15 protein-coding genes are annotated in these 15,369 nt (G+C 31.0%); 10 read left to right on the top strand and 5 right to left on the bottom strand.

All coding sequences use genetic code 11. The features are described 5' to 3' along the window. Nucleotides 1-98 precede the first annotated feature (98 nt). From B3R94_RS07670 to B3R94_RS07650, 5 genes are all read right to left on the bottom strand, one after another. The gene (locus tag B3R94_RS07670; protein WP_280037671.1) at nucleotides 99-2,153 is read right to left on the bottom strand and encodes an alpha-ketoacid dehydrogenase subunit alpha/beta; all 2,055 of its coding nucleotides are present in this window, start codon (nucleotides 2,151-2,153) and stop codon (nucleotides 99-101) included. Between the two features lie 5 nt (nucleotides 2,154-2,158). Next, a complete protein-coding gene (locus tag B3R94_RS07665; RefSeq protein ID WP_291099875.1) occupies nucleotides 2,159-3,418 on the bottom strand; it encodes a dihydrolipoamide acetyltransferase family protein in 1,260 nt (419 codons plus the stop codon). A 129-nt stretch (nucleotides 3,419-3,547) separates the two neighbouring features. Beyond that, on the bottom strand, nucleotides 3,548-4,336 hold the full coding sequence (locus B3R94_RS07660; RefSeq protein WP_260509578.1) for a phosphatase PAP2 family protein: 789 nt from the start codon (nucleotides 4,334-4,336) through the stop codon (nucleotides 3,548-3,550). Nucleotides 4,337-4,480: 144 nt separating this feature from the next. Next, nucleotides 4,481-5,611: a 4-hydroxyphenylpyruvate dioxygenase gene (hppD, locus tag B3R94_RS07655; RefSeq protein WP_125350265.1), complete on the bottom strand. Its 1,131-nt coding sequence runs from the start codon at nucleotides 5,609-5,611 to the stop codon at nucleotides 4,481-4,483. Between the two features lie 209 nt (nucleotides 5,612-5,820). Next, the gene (locus tag B3R94_RS07650) at nucleotides 5,821-6,978 is read right to left on the bottom strand and encodes a homogentisate 1,2-dioxygenase (protein WP_115000332.1); all 1,158 of its coding nucleotides are present in this window, start codon (nucleotides 6,976-6,978) and stop codon (nucleotides 5,821-5,823) included. A 1,255-nt stretch (nucleotides 6,979-8,233) separates the two neighbouring features. Between B3R94_RS07650 and B3R94_RS07645 the strand changes: the two genes are divergently transcribed. The 10 genes from B3R94_RS07645 to B3R94_RS07600 all read left to right on the top strand — a co-directional run bounded on the left by B3R94_RS07645 (nucleotide 8,234) and on the right by B3R94_RS07600 (nucleotide 15,067). Continuing rightward, a complete protein-coding gene (locus B3R94_RS07645; RefSeq protein ID WP_114998212.1) occupies nucleotides 8,234-8,500 on the top strand; it encodes a transposase in 267 nt (88 codons plus the stop codon). A gap of 20 nt (nucleotides 8,501-8,520) precedes the next feature. Beyond that, complete coding sequence (locus tag B3R94_RS07640) at nucleotides 8,521-9,417, top strand: IS3 family transposase (protein WP_114998210.1); 897 nt, start codon at nucleotides 8,521-8,523, stop codon at nucleotides 9,415-9,417. A gap of 196 nt (nucleotides 9,418-9,613) precedes the next feature. Continuing rightward, a complete protein-coding gene (locus B3R94_RS07635; RefSeq protein ID WP_038337322.1) occupies nucleotides 9,614-10,150 on the top strand; it encodes a sigma-70 family RNA polymerase sigma factor in 537 nt (178 codons plus the stop codon). Between the two features lie 637 nt (nucleotides 10,151-10,787). Beyond that, nucleotides 10,788-11,276: a DUF417 family protein gene (locus B3R94_RS07630; protein ID WP_084106820.1), complete on the top strand. Its 489-nt coding sequence runs from the start codon at nucleotides 10,788-10,790 to the stop codon at nucleotides 11,274-11,276. After that, the gene (msrB, locus tag B3R94_RS07625) at nucleotides 11,273-12,352 is read left to right on the top strand and encodes a peptide-methionine (R)-S-oxide reductase MsrB (protein WP_038330688.1); all 1,080 of its coding nucleotides are present in this window, start codon (nucleotides 11,273-11,275) and stop codon (nucleotides 12,350-12,352) included. Before B3R94_RS07630 ends, msrB begins: the two co-directional genes overlap by 4 nt. A 155-nt stretch (nucleotides 12,353-12,507) precedes the next feature. Continuing rightward, nucleotides 12,508-12,933 carry a MarR family winged helix-turn-helix transcriptional regulator gene (locus B3R94_RS07620; protein ID WP_125350407.1) on the top strand — a complete coding sequence of 142 codons (426 nt, stop codon included), beginning with the start codon at nucleotides 12,508-12,510 and terminating at the stop codon, nucleotides 12,931-12,933. After that, complete coding sequence (locus B3R94_RS07615) at nucleotides 12,930-13,352, top strand: organic hydroperoxide resistance protein (protein WP_291072251.1); 423 nt, start codon at nucleotides 12,930-12,932, stop codon at nucleotides 13,350-13,352. Before B3R94_RS07620 ends, B3R94_RS07615 begins: the two co-directional genes overlap by 4 nt. Nucleotides 13,353-13,362: 10 nt before the next feature. Further along, nucleotides 13,363-13,728, top strand: coding sequence for a DUF1304 domain-containing protein (locus B3R94_RS07610; protein WP_115000176.1), 366 nt, complete (start codon nucleotides 13,363-13,365; stop codon nucleotides 13,726-13,728). Nucleotides 13,729-13,736: 8 nt separating this feature from the next. Then, a complete protein-coding gene (locus B3R94_RS07605) occupies nucleotides 13,737-14,372 on the top strand; it encodes a nitroreductase family protein (protein WP_291099866.1) in 636 nt (211 codons plus the stop codon). Between the two features lie 8 nt (nucleotides 14,373-14,380). Next, complete coding sequence (locus B3R94_RS07600) at nucleotides 14,381-15,067, top strand: type 1 glutamine amidotransferase domain-containing protein (RefSeq protein WP_291067436.1); 687 nt, start codon at nucleotides 14,381-14,383, stop codon at nucleotides 15,065-15,067. Nucleotides 15,068-15,369: the final 302 nt, after the last annotated feature.

The following is a 15,369-nucleotide window of genomic DNA, read 5'->3' as shown; positions in this document are numbered from 1 at the left end:
TTTTTGATAATAACAAATTTAATCAAAAAAACTAAAAAAACTAACGTTTGTTAGTTTTTTTAGTGTAAAAAATACAATTCTTATTAATTATTGCCTTTTTAATAAGATAAAACACTATTAATCAATGTTTTTAATTTTTCAGCATTGGGTAACATCTCTGCTTCCAAAGTCGAATTTAATGGAATTGCTGGCATATCTTGCGCTCCTAACACACGAATTGGTGCATCTAAGTACTCAAAACACTCTTCATTAATTAAGCCTGAAATACTCTGTGCAAAAGAGTTTTGCTTCGCTTCTTCTGTCAAAACAATACAACGATTGTGTTTTTTTACACTATTAAAGATTGTTTCTTCATCTAACGGAACTAAAGTTCTTAAATCGATAATTTCGACTTGATTAGGAAAATCCTTTGCCGCTTGTTTTGCCCAATACACTCCCATTCCGTATGTAATAATCGAAACAGAATTATGATTTTGAGAAGATTCAGCCGTTAAAACTTCACGTGCTTTACCAAAAGGCAATACATAATCTTCGTCCGGCTCAACTGTCGCAGCATCTTCTGTTCCTTTTATTTTACTCCAATACAACCCTTTGTGCTCTAGCATTACCACAGGATTTGGATCGTAATAAGCTGCTTTCATCAAACCTTTCAAATCCGCTCCAGTAGATGGATACGCAATTTTAATTCCTTTAATATTCGTCAAAACACTTTCAACTGAACTTGAATGATAAGGTCCTCCGCTTCCATACGCACCAATTGGTACACGTAAAATCATCGAAACTGGCCATTTACCGTTTGATAAATAATTAGAACGTGCCACTTCTGTAAACAATTGATTCAATCCTGGCCAAATATAATCTGCAAATTGCACCTCAACAATTGGTTTTAAGCCAACTGCAGACATTCCAACCGTAGATCCGATTATAAACGCTTCTTGAATTGGTGTATTAAATACACGATTTTTACCATATTGTTTTGCTAAAGTTGCCGCTTCACGAAAAACTCCACCTAAACGCAATCCTACATCTTGTCCATATAATAAAGCTTCTGGATGTTTTGCCATTAATTCACGAATCGCAAATAATGCAGAATCTACCATTACTGTTTTATCTTTTCCTTCTGGAGAACGATTTCCTTTTTCTTCGTTAATCGGTGTTGATGCAAAAACATGCGTATATAAATCTTCAGAACGTGGATCTTCTGCTTTTAATGCTTCTTGATATTCTGCCTGAACTTGTTCTTTTATCTTATTCTCAATTTCGATTAAATCATTTTCATCGAAACCTTCATTTAATAAAGTATATTTTAATTTATCGTAAGGATCACGAGATTGTGCTTCCTCTAAATCATCTCTGTACCATTCTTTGCGAACGCCAGATGTATGATGATTCAATAAAGGAACTTTTGCATGAACCAAAATCGGACGACGTTCTGTACGAATAATTTCAATTGCACGTTGAATCGTTTCATAAGAAGCTAAAAAATCCGTTCCATCAACCACAAAAACTTCCAAACCATTGAAACCTTTTGCATAATGAGCGATATCTTGTGCACGAATTTCATCTGCCGAAGCCGAAATATCCCATTCATTATCTTGAACCAAATATAAAATTGGTAATTGTTTCAACGCTGCCATTTGGAAAGCTTCTGCCACCTCGCCTTCCGTACAAGACGCATCTCCTAACGAACAAACTGCAATTGGTTTTACTTCTTCATTGCAAAGACCTTCTAATTCTTTGTACTGCATTCCCATCGCAATTCCCGTTGTTGGAATCGCTTGCATTCCTGTTGCACTACTTTGATGCGGAATTTTCGGCATATTATCACGGCGCAAACTTGGATGAGAATAATAGGTTCTTCCTCCAGAAAAAATATCGTCGCGTTTTGCCAATAATTGCAACATCAATTCGTAAGGAGTAATTCCGATTGATAGTAACATTGCATCGTCTCGGTAATATGCACTTAAATAATCTTGCGGTAATAATTGTAATCCTGTTGCAATTTGAATTGCTTCATGTCCACGCGCTGTTGCATGTACATATTTGCTTGTTACAGCTTTATTTTCTTCGTATAATTCGGTTAAAGATTTTGCAGTAACCAATAATTCGTATGCTTGTTTAAGTAATGTTGTTGTTGATAATGTGGTTTCCATTCTGATTAAATTTGCGTGTTAACATCCCAATTCTCCATGTAATCTGAAATTCGTTTCAAGAAAACGCCTCCCAAAGATCCGTCTATCACACGATGATCAAACGAAAGTGACAAATACATAAATTGCCTCGCCACAATAATATCTCCGAACTCAGTTTCCAAAACCGCAGGTTTTTTCTTGATCACACCAGTGGCTAAAATTGCAACTTCAGGTTGATTGATAATTGGCGTTCCCATCAAATTACCGAAAGTCCCCACATTACTTATTGTGAACGTTCCTCCACGAACATCATCTGGCGAAAGTTTGTTGTTTCTCGCTTTATCTACGATAGAATTTACACCTTTTGCTAAACCTTCTAAATTCAATTCATTGGCTTGATGAATAACAGGAACAATCAAATTATTGTTTGGTAAAGCAGTTGCAATTCCAATATTTATCTCATTGTGTTTGATTATTTTAGTCTCAGTTTCATCAACTGATACATTAACCATTGGAAAATCTTTAATTGCCCGAACAACACAATCTACAATTAACGGCGTAAACGTTAATTTCTGTTTGTATTTTGCTTCAAAAGCAGCTTTATTTTCTTCGCGCCATTTCACAAAATTCGTCACATCAGGTTCTACATAAGCCGTCACATGAGGCGAAGTTTGTTTACTCTTTTTCATATGTTTCGAAATCAATTGACGCATTTTATCCATCTCAATGATTTCATCTTTCGCTCCAAAGGAAGAACTTGAAACTAGATTATTTTCACTTAAAGTATTACTTAAATTATTAATTGTAAATGGTTTATTTTGAATATAATTCATTACATCATTTTTCGAAATTCTTCCATCACGTCCAGAACCTTTTATTTGTGAAATATCAGTTGATTGAAGATTTTCTTTTTGAATAATACTTTTTACCAAAGGTGATAAAAATTGATTTGTATCGATTGAATTTATAGTTTGTGAAATTGTAACAGTTTCAATCTTTTTTTCTTCAACATTTTCAGTTTTTTGAGCTGATTGTTGTTGATTTTCTGAAAGCTCAATTAAAGCGAAAACTTCTCCAATTTTTATTTCATCTCCTTCATTAAATCTAAACTCAATAATCTTTCCAGCAGTTGTAGAAGGCACATCAGAATCTACTTTATCCGTCGAAACTTCGGCAATTACCTCATCCTCTTGAATGAAATCGCCAACGTTTTTTGTAAAACGAACTAATTGTACAGACTCAACACTTTCTCCCAATTTTGGAATCGTTAGTTCTATATTCTTCATTTTATTTATTTGCAGTTTTGAGCGTTGAAGATAATGATTTTTTATAAAAACTAATGAATGTTAGTTGAAATATTCATTGAAATTTTGCTTTTTTAGTGTAGCTATTACATTATCCAAAACTCAATCCTATTAAAACCTCATCACCAAACCAACTCCTGCTTGATTATTTTGATACACAGGAAAAAACATTGTCGCCACTTTTGATTCTTTATTTTTTGGAGAAAACCAATTGTTAATCGTAGGAAATAACCAATACGCCAATTCCGTAGATAAAATCCCTATTCCCGCTCCAGCAACAACATCTCCAACCCAATGGCGATTATTGATAACACGATAAACACCTGTAAAAGCTGCCAAAGGATATCCAGCCAAACTCAACCAAAAATTAGAATCTTGATATTCTCGAAACATAAATTGAGCCGTAGAAAATGCATTCGCCGTATGTCCAGAAGGAAAAGAAAGATTGTTTGTACCATCGGGTCTTTCTTCTTGTACAGTGTGTTTTAGCCCCATCACCAAACCTGTATTGATGATTTGAGATGTTGCAAAAATAATTGTACGATCTCGTAAATTATGTTTCCCTTGAACGCCAGCCAAATTCAATCCATAAACCGCTGCTGCAGGTAAATATTGTGTATAATTATCAAATTTATTTCCTTTTGTTTTATCTTCTAAAATTTCGTTTTGAGTAGATTTATTCAAATTATCCAATGCTGGAATTGCCAAACTCAGACTTCCATATGTAATTAAAGTCGCAGGAATAATCAACTTTTTGGCGTTGAAATGATAAACTTTATCTTCTGGATTAAATATTTGCTTTGGAATAGAATCAAGTTGAATAGAATCGGTTTTAGTTTGCTGAATTGTATCTTGTGCATTCCCTTTTATAGAAAATATTGAAAGTAATACACAATTCATGACTATCGTTTTTGTTTTAATTTGGTTCATTTTCACATTCATTTTATTGAACAAATGTATTTGAAACCTCCTTACACAAAACTTAAGATTTGATTAAGAAAAAAGCCATTAGAAATAATCCAATGGCTTTAAAAAAATATCTATTTATAAATTTCCTCGACGTTCTTGCTCTCTTTCTAAGGCTTCGAACAATGCCTTGAAATTCCCTGCTCCAAACGATTGTGCTCCATGACGCTCGATAATTTCGTAGAATAATGTTGGACGATCTTCAACTGGTTTTGTAAAAATTTGTAACAAATAACCTTCTTCATCACAATCAACCAAAATTCCTAAATCTTGTAACTTCTTGATATCCTCATCAATTTCACCAACACGCTCTGGAATCATATCGTAATAAGCCTCTGGCGGCGCAGATAAAAACTCAACTCCGCGAGATTTAAGTTCTGTCACAGTTTTTACAATATCCTTAGTTGCAACTGCAATATGTTGCACACCTTCTCCTTCGTAAAAATCTAAATATTCTTCAACTTGAGATTTCTTTTGACCTTCTGCAGGCTCATTAATAGGGAATTTTGAATAACCATTTCCGTTACTCATCACTTTCGACATTAATGCTGAATATTCTGTATTGATTTGCTTATCATCAAACGATAAAATATTTACAAATCCCATTACATCTTGATACCAAGCTACCGCCTCGTTCATGCGATTCCAGCCTACATTACCAACGCAATGATCCACATACAATAAACCGCAATCTGTTGGTTGATATGTTGATTCAGATTTCACATAACCAGGCATAAAAGGACCTTCATAATTTTTACGCTCAATAAACATATGAATCGTTTCTCCGTATGTATAAATTCCAGACATTTTTACTTCACCAAACTCATCTGTAATCGTAGTTGGTTCCATATAAGGTTTTCCTCCACGTTTCGTTGTTTGCTCAAAAGCATCGTACGCATCATCTACCCAAAGTGCTAAAATTTTAACTCCATCACCATGTTTCATTGCATGTTGACAAATTGGAGAATCTGATTTTAAGCCAGATGTTAAAACTAAACGAATTTTCCCTTGTTGTAAAACATAAGAAGCTCTATCTCTCACTCCAGTTTCTGGGCCAGCATATGCAACTTCTTGAAATCCGAAAGCTGTTTTGTAATAATGTGCAGATTGTTTTGCATTACCAACATAAAATTCGATATAATCTGTTCCATTGATTGGAAGAAAATCTTGTGCTAATGCTATTTTTTCTGCAAATGTTTGTGTACTCATTTTATTGTGTTTTTTATTTTATTGTATTATGTAAAATGTATTGAGTTTTACTGTATATGATTTATTCAGTTTCTCTTGACTTAAAATATTTGATTTTCAATCAAGTTCACGATGACTTTTATTAAATCTTTTCTTAGATTCTTCGACAAGCTCAGATGACAACGAACTTAGAACTTAGAACTTAGAACTTAGAACAAAATTAAAATCTCTTAATAAAGCCAAGATTTATAATAATCTGGATCTTCTATTTCTAACGCTTGTTCAGTTAACATCAATGGTCTGAAAGGATCAATCATCACCGCTAATTCGTGTGTTTCTTTCGCTCCAATTGATTTTTCAACTGTACCTGGATGTGGACCATGCGGAATTCCTGCCGGATGTAATGTAATTTGCCCTTTCTCAACCGATTTTCTCGACATAAAATCTCCATCAACATAATATAAAATTTCATCAGAGTCTACATTACTATGGTTATAAGGAGCTGGAATCGCATTTGGATGATAATCGAAAAGACGTGGAACAAAACTACAAATCACAAAACCTGCACCTTCAAAAGTTTGATGAACAGGCGGTGGCTGATGGATACGTCCTGTAATTGGCTCGAAATTATGAATAGAAAAAGCCCATGGATAATGATAACCATCCCAACCTACAAAATCAAAAGGATGAGTTCCATAAACATACGGATAAATTAATCCTTCTTTTTTGATCATAATCTTAAAATCTCCGTGTTCATCATTGGTTTCAAGATTTTGAGGACGTTTAATATCACGCTCACAAAAAGGTGAATGTTCCATTAATTGTCCAAAATGATTGCGATAACGACGAGGTGTTTCAACTGGGCTAAATGATTCTGTAATAAACAATCGGTTATTAGAATCATTAAAATGAAGTTGATAAATAATTCCGCGTGGAATCACTAAATAATCTCCATATTCAAATTCAATTTGTCCATAACCCGTTTTTAAAATTCCAGAACCTTCGTGGATAAAAATTACTTCATCCGCCATCGAATTTTTGTAGAAATAATCAGTCATCGATTCTTGTGGCGCAGCCAATGAAATATGCAAATCATTGTTTACCAAAACTGGCACACGAGATTCTAAATAATCTTTCGTTGGTTTTACTTTGAAACCTTTTAAAGAGGTATGTTTTAAATGTTTTGCGCGAGCAATTTTTGGCTCTACCGAATAAGGTTCGCTAATCGCTTTTACCAAAGTTGGTGGATAACAGTGGTAAACATTGGAATACGTACTCGAAAATCCATGCGTAGAAACTAATTCTTCTGCATATAATTCTCCATTTGGTTTTCGGAATACCGTATGTCGCTTTTGTGGGAATTCTCCCAAATGATGATAAAGTGGCATATCGTATTTTGTTTGTTATTTTGATGAAAAGGGATATAGATGACGAGATTCGTCAACAAATAATCTGCAATATTCTAGTGTGAATATTGAGCAAATACAATTTTGGAAAGTAAAGCAGAAGTTTGCTTATTCATTCCAACAAATAAAGGTTTAATATTTTCTTTAATTGTTTGCATTTCTTTTCTGTGGTTATCTCAAAGATAGAAACATTTTTTGATTGTACAAAATACCTTACTAAAAAATGCTTTACAACAATTATTTTCAATATCTTTAAAAAACTACATATAACCCGTAGTGCATTATTGAACTAGATTAATTTTGAGATTATTTATGTTTCTTTATTGAAATACTGAATGGTTGTTAATACCGTTATTCTAGCTAAAATTCGCTGTTATTTGAAAACGTATTACGTCAAGCGTAGAACGTAGCAAAAACCTATGCTTCTATTGTGGTTAGAAAAGATTATATATTCATTTTGGCTTGATCCAAAGCGAACCAAAAAAATCAAGTCCGTGCCTACAAGTCGGTCAATAACGACTACTCACTAAATGCTTTAGAACATTCGCATAAGAAATGCGAACATAAATCATTGTTAACGCTCACTACGCCGAATTGACGCTCGACTCTTCAGCAATGACGGTTTTAGAACTCGTTGTTATAAATGGAGTTGAATATTGAAAAAGGAATTAAAAAAATCCGACGATTTAGAATCGAAATGCGATTCAACTCTAAATTATTGAAATAAAAAAGTTGGAGTGTTTGAGTGGAGCGAGTTACCAACTTTATGGAAATAATTTAGTAAGTTGAATCATTGAGAGACTACTGTCGGCATCTTTTTTTGTTTCGTTTTTTTGGATGCTCTTCCCCGAAGGGCATATGAATACCAATAATTAAAATAAACAGGAAATGAATAAAAAATGAAAGGAAGAAATGAAAATAAAGAAAAGGAATACCTGAGCCATACCATGGCTCCTCCTTTTAATTTCAAATGTTTTTTTGGATGAGCTTCCCCGAAGGACATATGAATACCTATAATTAAAATAGATATTCAAATGAATAATATTACTTCCTACAGATTTTTTTCTGCGAATCTTACACCAAACTCTTACAATCTGAATTTAGAAGCAGCAAGAACTAATACAATTGGCACAAATACTGCATCAAAATTTATACATTTTAATAGAACTTATAGTACATTGTAAGCTTCCCCAAAATTAGAGTCATTTATAATTATAGTTTATAAATTTATAAAACTATGAAGAACAGTAAATATTCGGAAGTTCAGATTATCAAGATCTTATCTGAACAAAATTTTGGAAAAACGGTCAATGAAATTTGTCGTGATCATGGAATTAGTCAACCTACTTTTTATAATTGGAAGAGTAAATATGGTGGATTGGACGTTCAACACCTCACTAAAATGAAGGAAATGGAGAAAGAACTCTCTCAGTACAAAAAGATTGTAGCAGAACTAACGCTAGAAAATGTTGTGATGAAAGATGTGATTTCAAAAAAGCTTTAACGCCTTCTGAGAAACGAGAACTGGTCACTTATTGCAGCTCACAATACGCAATGAGTACTCGTAAGGCGTGTAAAGTTTTCCTCATTTCCAGTTCGGTTTATTTTTATAAAAAGAAACCCAATAATGAGGATGATAAAATTAGGGAAGAATTAGTTTTGCTTTCAGAGCAGCACTACACATGGGGATTTTGGATGATGTATCACAGGCTGAGAAATCGTGGATTTGGATGGAATCATAAACGAGTTTACAGAATATATACCTCTCTGAAATTAAATCTTAGAAGTAAACGTAAAAAACGTCTTCCAGCAAGAGTAAAAGAGCCTTTATTGCGACCAATTTACCCAAATGTAACTTGGAGTATGGATTTTATGCACGACACCTTAGAGTGTGGTAAAAAAGTAAGAAGTTTGAATATTATAGATGACTTTAATAGAGAAATTTTAACCATTACAATTGACACTAGTTTACCTTCATCAAAGGTCATTTCACAGCTAAAGCAACTTGTAGAATGGCGAGGAAAACCTGATAAAATAAGAGTAGATAATGGACCAGAATTTATTGCAGAAAAATTAAAAATTTGGTGTCTATCAAATCAGATTGTTCTACAATATATTCAACCAGGAAAACCAACACAAAACTCATTAGTAGAAAGATTTAACAGAACTTTTCGAACAGAATTTTTAAACGTTTATCTCTTTGAGAATATCAAACAGATGAAAAATTATGCTGAAATTTGGATGTGGATGTATAATAATGAGCGACCTCATAGTGCGCTACAATACCTTACTCCCAGAGATTTTTTGTTGAAATATGGAAAAATAAATAATGAAAAAAAACAAGATTTTCCTACATTCAAACAAAATTATAATAAAAATAATCAATTATTAAATAAAAACTCTATTTTTGAATGTACCTAACAAAGGGAAGAGTACACTATCAATTGTTTTATTATCATTATAAGAAGGATTAATATCTGATGTAGCTTTAGAATTTTCTATATTTATTACAACTTTAGAAGAAAGTACTTGAAATTTTGCAATAAGAAAAAGTAATCATTTTTTATAGTTTTTTTTTCTATGACATAAAATATTACTTTTCTATAAAAATATACCTATGATAAATAAAGATAAAAATATTAATATCCAAAAATGGATTGATGATTATACATTGGACCTATTAAAAAAAACTAACTATTTAATATCTAGCAAAGAAGATGCAGAAGATTTAGTACAAGATGTTTTTATTTCAGCTTTTGAAAATTATGAAAAATTTCAATGGAATAGCTCTGTAAAAACTTGGTTAATTAGTATTTTGAAAAATAAAATTTCTGATTTTTACAGAAAAAAATATAATAATAAAAATGAGATCACATTAGATTATTTTTTTGATGAAAATGGTAATTGGATTGATAAAAATATATTAAATGATTGGACAGAAAATGAAAATAATATTAGAGAAAACTATTTAGAAAATTGTTTAGAAAAATTACCTAATAAATGGTTAATTCCTATAAAACTATACTATTTAAAACAAAAAAAAACAGAACTTGTTTGTCAGGAAATAGGAATTACATCGACTAATTTATGGAAGATTCTTCAAAGAGCTAGATTACAATTAAGAGAGTGCATTGAATCTAATTTATCTAATTAAAAATTAACTTATGTGGAATAAAATTATTCATTGGGTTATTATGCCTTGTAATGAAATAACATTTGAAATAGAGAAAAAAAATGCAAAAAAAATCTCATTAATTCAAAATTTGAGATTGAATTTACATATTTATAGTTGTAAATGGTGCGCTTCTTACTACAAAAAAGTAAAGCTAATAGATAATCTTTTGAATAAACAAAATTCAAAAGAAAAATTAATTAATGTAGATGATCTAAAATCTAAAATAAAGTCCAAAATAGAAACTCATTGTAAACATGAGTAAATACATTACGAATGTTTATCATCAAAAATTAAAATATATAGATAATTAATATTTTATTTTTAAACTGCTATTTTTAAGACTAAAATATTTATTAAATAATTTCCAAAGTATAGTCTAAAATTAATTTTTATTTTAATTATAATACATCACATATTTAATGAAATTTAAGATAAATTCATAAAACAATAAAAAAACTCAAACCATTTTAAATGATATATTTACAATGGTTTTTTTTGTAAAAATTATAGAAAGATTAATAGCTTTCAAAAAAAAATAGATTTTTTTTGTCAGGTTTTAATTATTTATCCGACTACTATTATAAAAGATCGTATATACAATAAAAATTATTAAAAAATGGAAACAAAAAATTTAGTTCATATTCATAAAGATAATTTGAATATTAATTCACCCTTTATAAATCTTTATAAAATAGGATATTACTTACCTCTATTTGGAACAGTATTACTTTTAGTGTGGATAGGCATATTTAAGTTTACTCCAACAGAAGCTCAAGCTATAAAGCCTCTAGTTGAAAATCACCCATTATCATTTTGGCTTTATAAAATATTTAGTGATCAAACAGTATCTAATATAGTTGGTGTATTTGAATTACTTGTAGCATTATTAGTTGTTTTAACTTTAAAATATCAATCATTAAAAAAATATGCGGGAATAGCTATTCTTATTATTTTCGGAACAACTCTTAGTTATCTTTTTACAACTCCCGGGATTTGGAAATTTGTTGATGGAGTTCCTGTAACAGATTTTTTCATTTTAAAAGATATAGCTTACTTCGGCTTTGGTTTCACTCTTTTAGCTCAATCTTTAAATAAAAAATCATGAAAAAATTATTCATCATAAGCTCATTAATTATTACAGGAATAATACTAACAAGTATAAGTTGTAAAACTCATAAAAATAATTTAGTTAAATCAAATAAACATCAGAAAATGAATAACACATCAGAAAATGAAATATATTTTGCAGGAGGATGTTTTTGGGGAACAGAACATTTTTTTCAACAGGTCAGAGGGGTTACAAATACAGTTGTAGGTTATGCTAATGGAACTATAGAAAAGCCTTCTTATAAAGAAGTGATCACAGGTAAAACTGGTTTTGCTGAAACTGTCAAGGTAACTTATAATCCTGATATAGTTGATCTAGGATTATTAATTGATTTGTATTTTAAGACAATAGATCCTACGAGTCTAGACAAACAAGGAAATGACTTAGGGACACAATATAGAACAGGAATTTATTATACAAACCCAACTGACTCTAAATTAATCGATCAGAAGTTAAAAGATTTAGAAAAAAATTATAATCAAAAAATTGTAGTAGAAAATATGCCTTTACATAATTTTTATGATGCAGAAAATTATCATCAAGATTATTTAAATAAAAATCCAAAAGGATATTGCCATATATCACCAAGTTTATTTGATGATGCTCGTAAGGCAAATCCTATTCAAGAAAAAGAATATATCAAAGAAAGCCAAAGTGAACTTAAAAAACATTTAACTTCTTTGCAATACGATGTTACACAAAATGGTGCAACAGAAAAACCTTTTTCAAATGAATATAATTCTGAATTTAGAGAAGGAATTTATGTAGACATAACAACTGGTGAACCTCTTTTTGTGTCAACGGATAAATTTGAATCAGGTTGTGGCTGGCCAAGTTTCTCAAAACCAATCAGTAAAAATCTTATTGAAGAAATAAATGATAATTCTTTTGGAATGAAAAGAACTGAAGTAAGAAGTAAAACTGGTAATGCTCATTTAGGTCATGTTTTTGATGATGGCCCAAAAGATAAAGGAGGATTGAGATATTGTATTAATAGTGCATCATTAAAGTTTATATCAAAAGAAGAAATGAAAGCTAAAGGATATGAAAAATATTTATCCTTAATAAAATAAAAACTAATAAAATTCTATTTCTAAATATTATAAAAGGTATTACTTAATGTTTACAGATTGTAATTTTTAATAAAACATTTGTTAATGTTTTACAAAATTATATTTTGTACAATATAATTTTGTAACTTTGTTATGTAATTTAATATTGATGAACTATGAAAGATACGCTAGAACTAGATAATCAATTTTGTTTTCCCATATATGCGCTTTCAAAAAAGATAATCAACATGTACCGTTTATATTTAGATCCACTTGATATTACCTATCCACAGTATTTAGTGCTTATGGTTTTATGGAAAGAACAACAGCAAACAGTAGGGCAATTAGGTGAAAAACTTTTCTTAGACAGCGGTACACTAACACCCTTACTAAAAAGAATGGAGCAAAAAGAAATGGTTGTTAGAAGTAGAAATGTTGAAGATGAGCGCATTGTAGTAATTTCTTTGACCAAAAAAGGAAGTGCTTTGAAAGAGAAAGTCAAAGATATTCCAGAAAAATTGTTAGAATCAATGGCGATATCTGTAGATGAGCTTAAACAATTAAAAAAAATAGCAAATAAAATTTTAAACAAACAACAATGAAAAAATTATATGAAACTCAGGCTACAGCTACGGGAGGTAGAAGCGGACAAGTAAAAAGTGAAAACGGTGTTTTAGATATGCAAGTACGTACTCCAAAAGCATTAGGAGGTGCAAATGATGACTTTTTAAACCCTGAAATGCTATTTGCAGCAGGATATTCTGCCTGTTTTGATAGTGCATTGAATTTGGTGATCAAACAGCAAAAAATAAAAACAGGAGAAACGAGCGTTACAGTAAAAGTAGCTATCGGACAATTAGAAAGCGGAGGTTATGGTCTTGCAGCTGAGATACATGCTAATATACCAGGTGTTTCAATGGAAGAAGCTCAAAATCTTATTAAAACGGCACATAAAGTATGTCCTTATTCTAATGCAACTCGTGGAAATATTGAAGTTATATTAAGTGTTTCTGTAAATTAATACAAATGATATGGAAATTATAGCAAGTATTTTAACCGCAGTTGTTGCAATTGAACATTGTTACATTCTTTGGATGGAAATGTTTGCTTGGGAAACAGCAGGTAAAAAAACATTTAAATCTTTACCAAAAGATTTATTTACTCCTACGAAAGCATTAGCTGCTAATCAAGGTTTATATAACGGTTTTTTGATTGCAGGACTTATTTGGTCTTTTCTTATAGAAAATCATGAATGGAGTTGTAATATTCGTCTATTCTTTTTAGGATGTATTACTGTTGCAGGTATTTTTGGAGGTATAACCTCTGGTAAAAAAATATTTTTTTTACAAGGTATTCCTGCTTTAATTGCTATGTTGTTTGTGTTTTTAACGAAATAATTAAAAAAATGTCATTAATAGAAGATTTAAATTGGAGACATGCAGTAAAAGCATACAATCCATCGCAAAAAGTTAGTCAAGATAAAATTGATAAAATTGTAGAAGCTGCTAGACTAGCACCTACTTCATCTGGATTACAACCTTTTAAAGTATTAGTTGTAGAGAACCAAGATTTAAAAAATCAATTGGTAAAAGGAGCTCTTAATCCTGAATGTATGAGAGATTGTTCACATGTAATTATTTTTGCTGCTTGGGACAACTATACAGCAGAAAGAATTGATAAAGTATATGATTTTACTACAGATGAAAGAGGATTGCCAAGAGGTCGTTTCGGAAGTTATACAGATAAAATAAAAGGTATTTACTTGAATGCATCAGCAGAGGAAAATTTTGCACATACTGCTCGTCAAACTTATATTGCATTAGGGCTTGCATTAGCACAAGCTGCTGAGTTAAAAGTTGATACTACTCCTGTAGAAGGTTTTGATAACGCTATTGTAGATAAAGTTTTAAAATTAGACGAGTTAGGTCTTAAAAGTGTATCTTTAATGTATGTTGGTGTTGCCGATCCTGAATTAGACTGGATTGGATCTATGAAAAAAGTTAGACTACCAAACGAAGAATTTATTGTTGAATTTAAATAATTAAAATTATGAAAATATTATTTGTTGTTACTTCTCATGATGAATTGGGAAATACAGGACATAAAACAGGATTTTGGGTAGAAGAATTTGCTGCTCCTTACTACAAATTTGTAGATGCTGGACACGAAGTTACTATTGCTACACCTAAAGGAGGACAAGCTCCTATAGATCCTAATAGCGAAACAGAAGCTGCACAAACAGAAGCTACAGAGCGTTACAATAAAGACGAAAATGTTCAAGCTTTAATTGCAAATACACATGTATTAGCTAATGAAAAAGCTGAGGATTACGATGCTATTTTCTATCCAGGAGGTCATGGACCACTATGGGATTTAGCAAATGATGTGCATTCTCAACAATTGATTTTAGATTTCTATAATGCTGGTAAGCCAGTTGGTGCTGTTTGTCATGCTCCAGGAGTTTTCAAGAATATTACTTTAAGTAATGGAGAACCTTTTGTAAAAGGAAAAAATGTAACTGGTTTTTCTAATTCTGAAGAAGATGCTGTACAATTAACAGATGTTGTTCCATTCTTAGTTCAGGCTGAATTAGAAAAATTAGGAGGTCATTACTCTAAAACTGAAGACTGGGGAGTGCATGTTGTAGAAGACGGTTTATTAATTACAGGTCAAAATCCTGCATCTTCGGAAAAAGTTGCTGAGAAAATGATTGCTTACTTACAAAGTAATTTATAAAAATTGTTCCTTTAATGTAAATATTGATTTGTATTTGCGTTAGGGATTGTAGAGAAAATCCTTTTCTGATTAGAAAAGATTGCAATGGAAATGTTTTTTTGGATGAGCTTCCCCCTAGGGCATATGAATACCGATAATTAAAATAAATAAGCTATGAATAAAAAAGTGATAGAAAGAATTTTACATTCATTTTTATTCATGAGTTCTTATTGTTTTTAAATGAATTCATATGCCCTTCGGAGAAGTCTTGACACAAAAACATTTGAAATTAAAAATTTGAAATTAAGAATTTGAAATTAAAA

Source organism: Empedobacter sp. UBA7611, assembly GCF_002484365.1.
In the GTDB taxonomy this organism is placed as follows: domain Bacteria; phylum Bacteroidota; class Bacteroidia; order Flavobacteriales; family Weeksellaceae; genus Empedobacter; species Empedobacter falsenii_B.
This window is presented reverse-complemented; position numbering and strand designations above follow the sequence as displayed.

Coding starts and splice junctions, on each gene's coding strand:
- B3R94_RS07670 (WP_280037671.1), bottom strand. CDS start 2,153: ATGGAAACCACATTATCAACAACAACATTACTTAAACAAGCATACGAA.
- B3R94_RS07665 (WP_291099875.1), bottom strand. CDS start 3,418: ATGAAGAATATAGAACTAACGATTCCAAAATTGGGAGAAAGTGTTGAG.
- B3R94_RS07660 (WP_260509578.1), bottom strand. CDS start 4,336: ATGAATTGTGTATTACTTTCAATATTTTCTATAAAAGGGAATGCACAA.
- hppD (WP_125350265.1), bottom strand. CDS start 5,611: ATGAGTACACAAACATTTGCAGAAAAAATAGCATTAGCACAAGATTTT.
- B3R94_RS07650 (WP_115000332.1), bottom strand. CDS start 6,978: ATGCCACTTTATCATCATTTGGGAGAATTCCCACAAAAGCGACATACG.
- B3R94_RS07645 (WP_114998212.1), top strand. CDS start 8,234: ATGAAGAACAGTAAATATTCGGAAGTTCAGATTATCAAGATCTTATCT.
- B3R94_RS07635 (WP_038337322.1), top strand. CDS start 9,614: ATGATAAATAAAGATAAAAATATTAATATCCAAAAATGGATTGATGAT.
- B3R94_RS07630 (WP_084106820.1), top strand. CDS start 10,788: ATGGAAACAAAAAATTTAGTTCATATTCATAAAGATAATTTGAATATT.
- msrB (WP_038330688.1), top strand. CDS start 11,273: ATGAAAAAATTATTCATCATAAGCTCATTAATTATTACAGGAATAATA.
- B3R94_RS07620 (WP_125350407.1), top strand. CDS start 12,508: ATGAAAGATACGCTAGAACTAGATAATCAATTTTGTTTTCCCATATAT.
- B3R94_RS07615 (WP_291072251.1), top strand. CDS start 12,930: ATGAAAAAATTATATGAAACTCAGGCTACAGCTACGGGAGGTAGAAGC.
- B3R94_RS07610 (WP_115000176.1), top strand. CDS start 13,363: ATGGAAATTATAGCAAGTATTTTAACCGCAGTTGTTGCAATTGAACAT.
- B3R94_RS07605 (WP_291099866.1), top strand. CDS start 13,737: ATGTCATTAATAGAAGATTTAAATTGGAGACATGCAGTAAAAGCATAC.
- B3R94_RS07600 (WP_291067436.1), top strand. CDS start 14,381: ATGAAAATATTATTTGTTGTTACTTCTCATGATGAATTGGGAAATACA.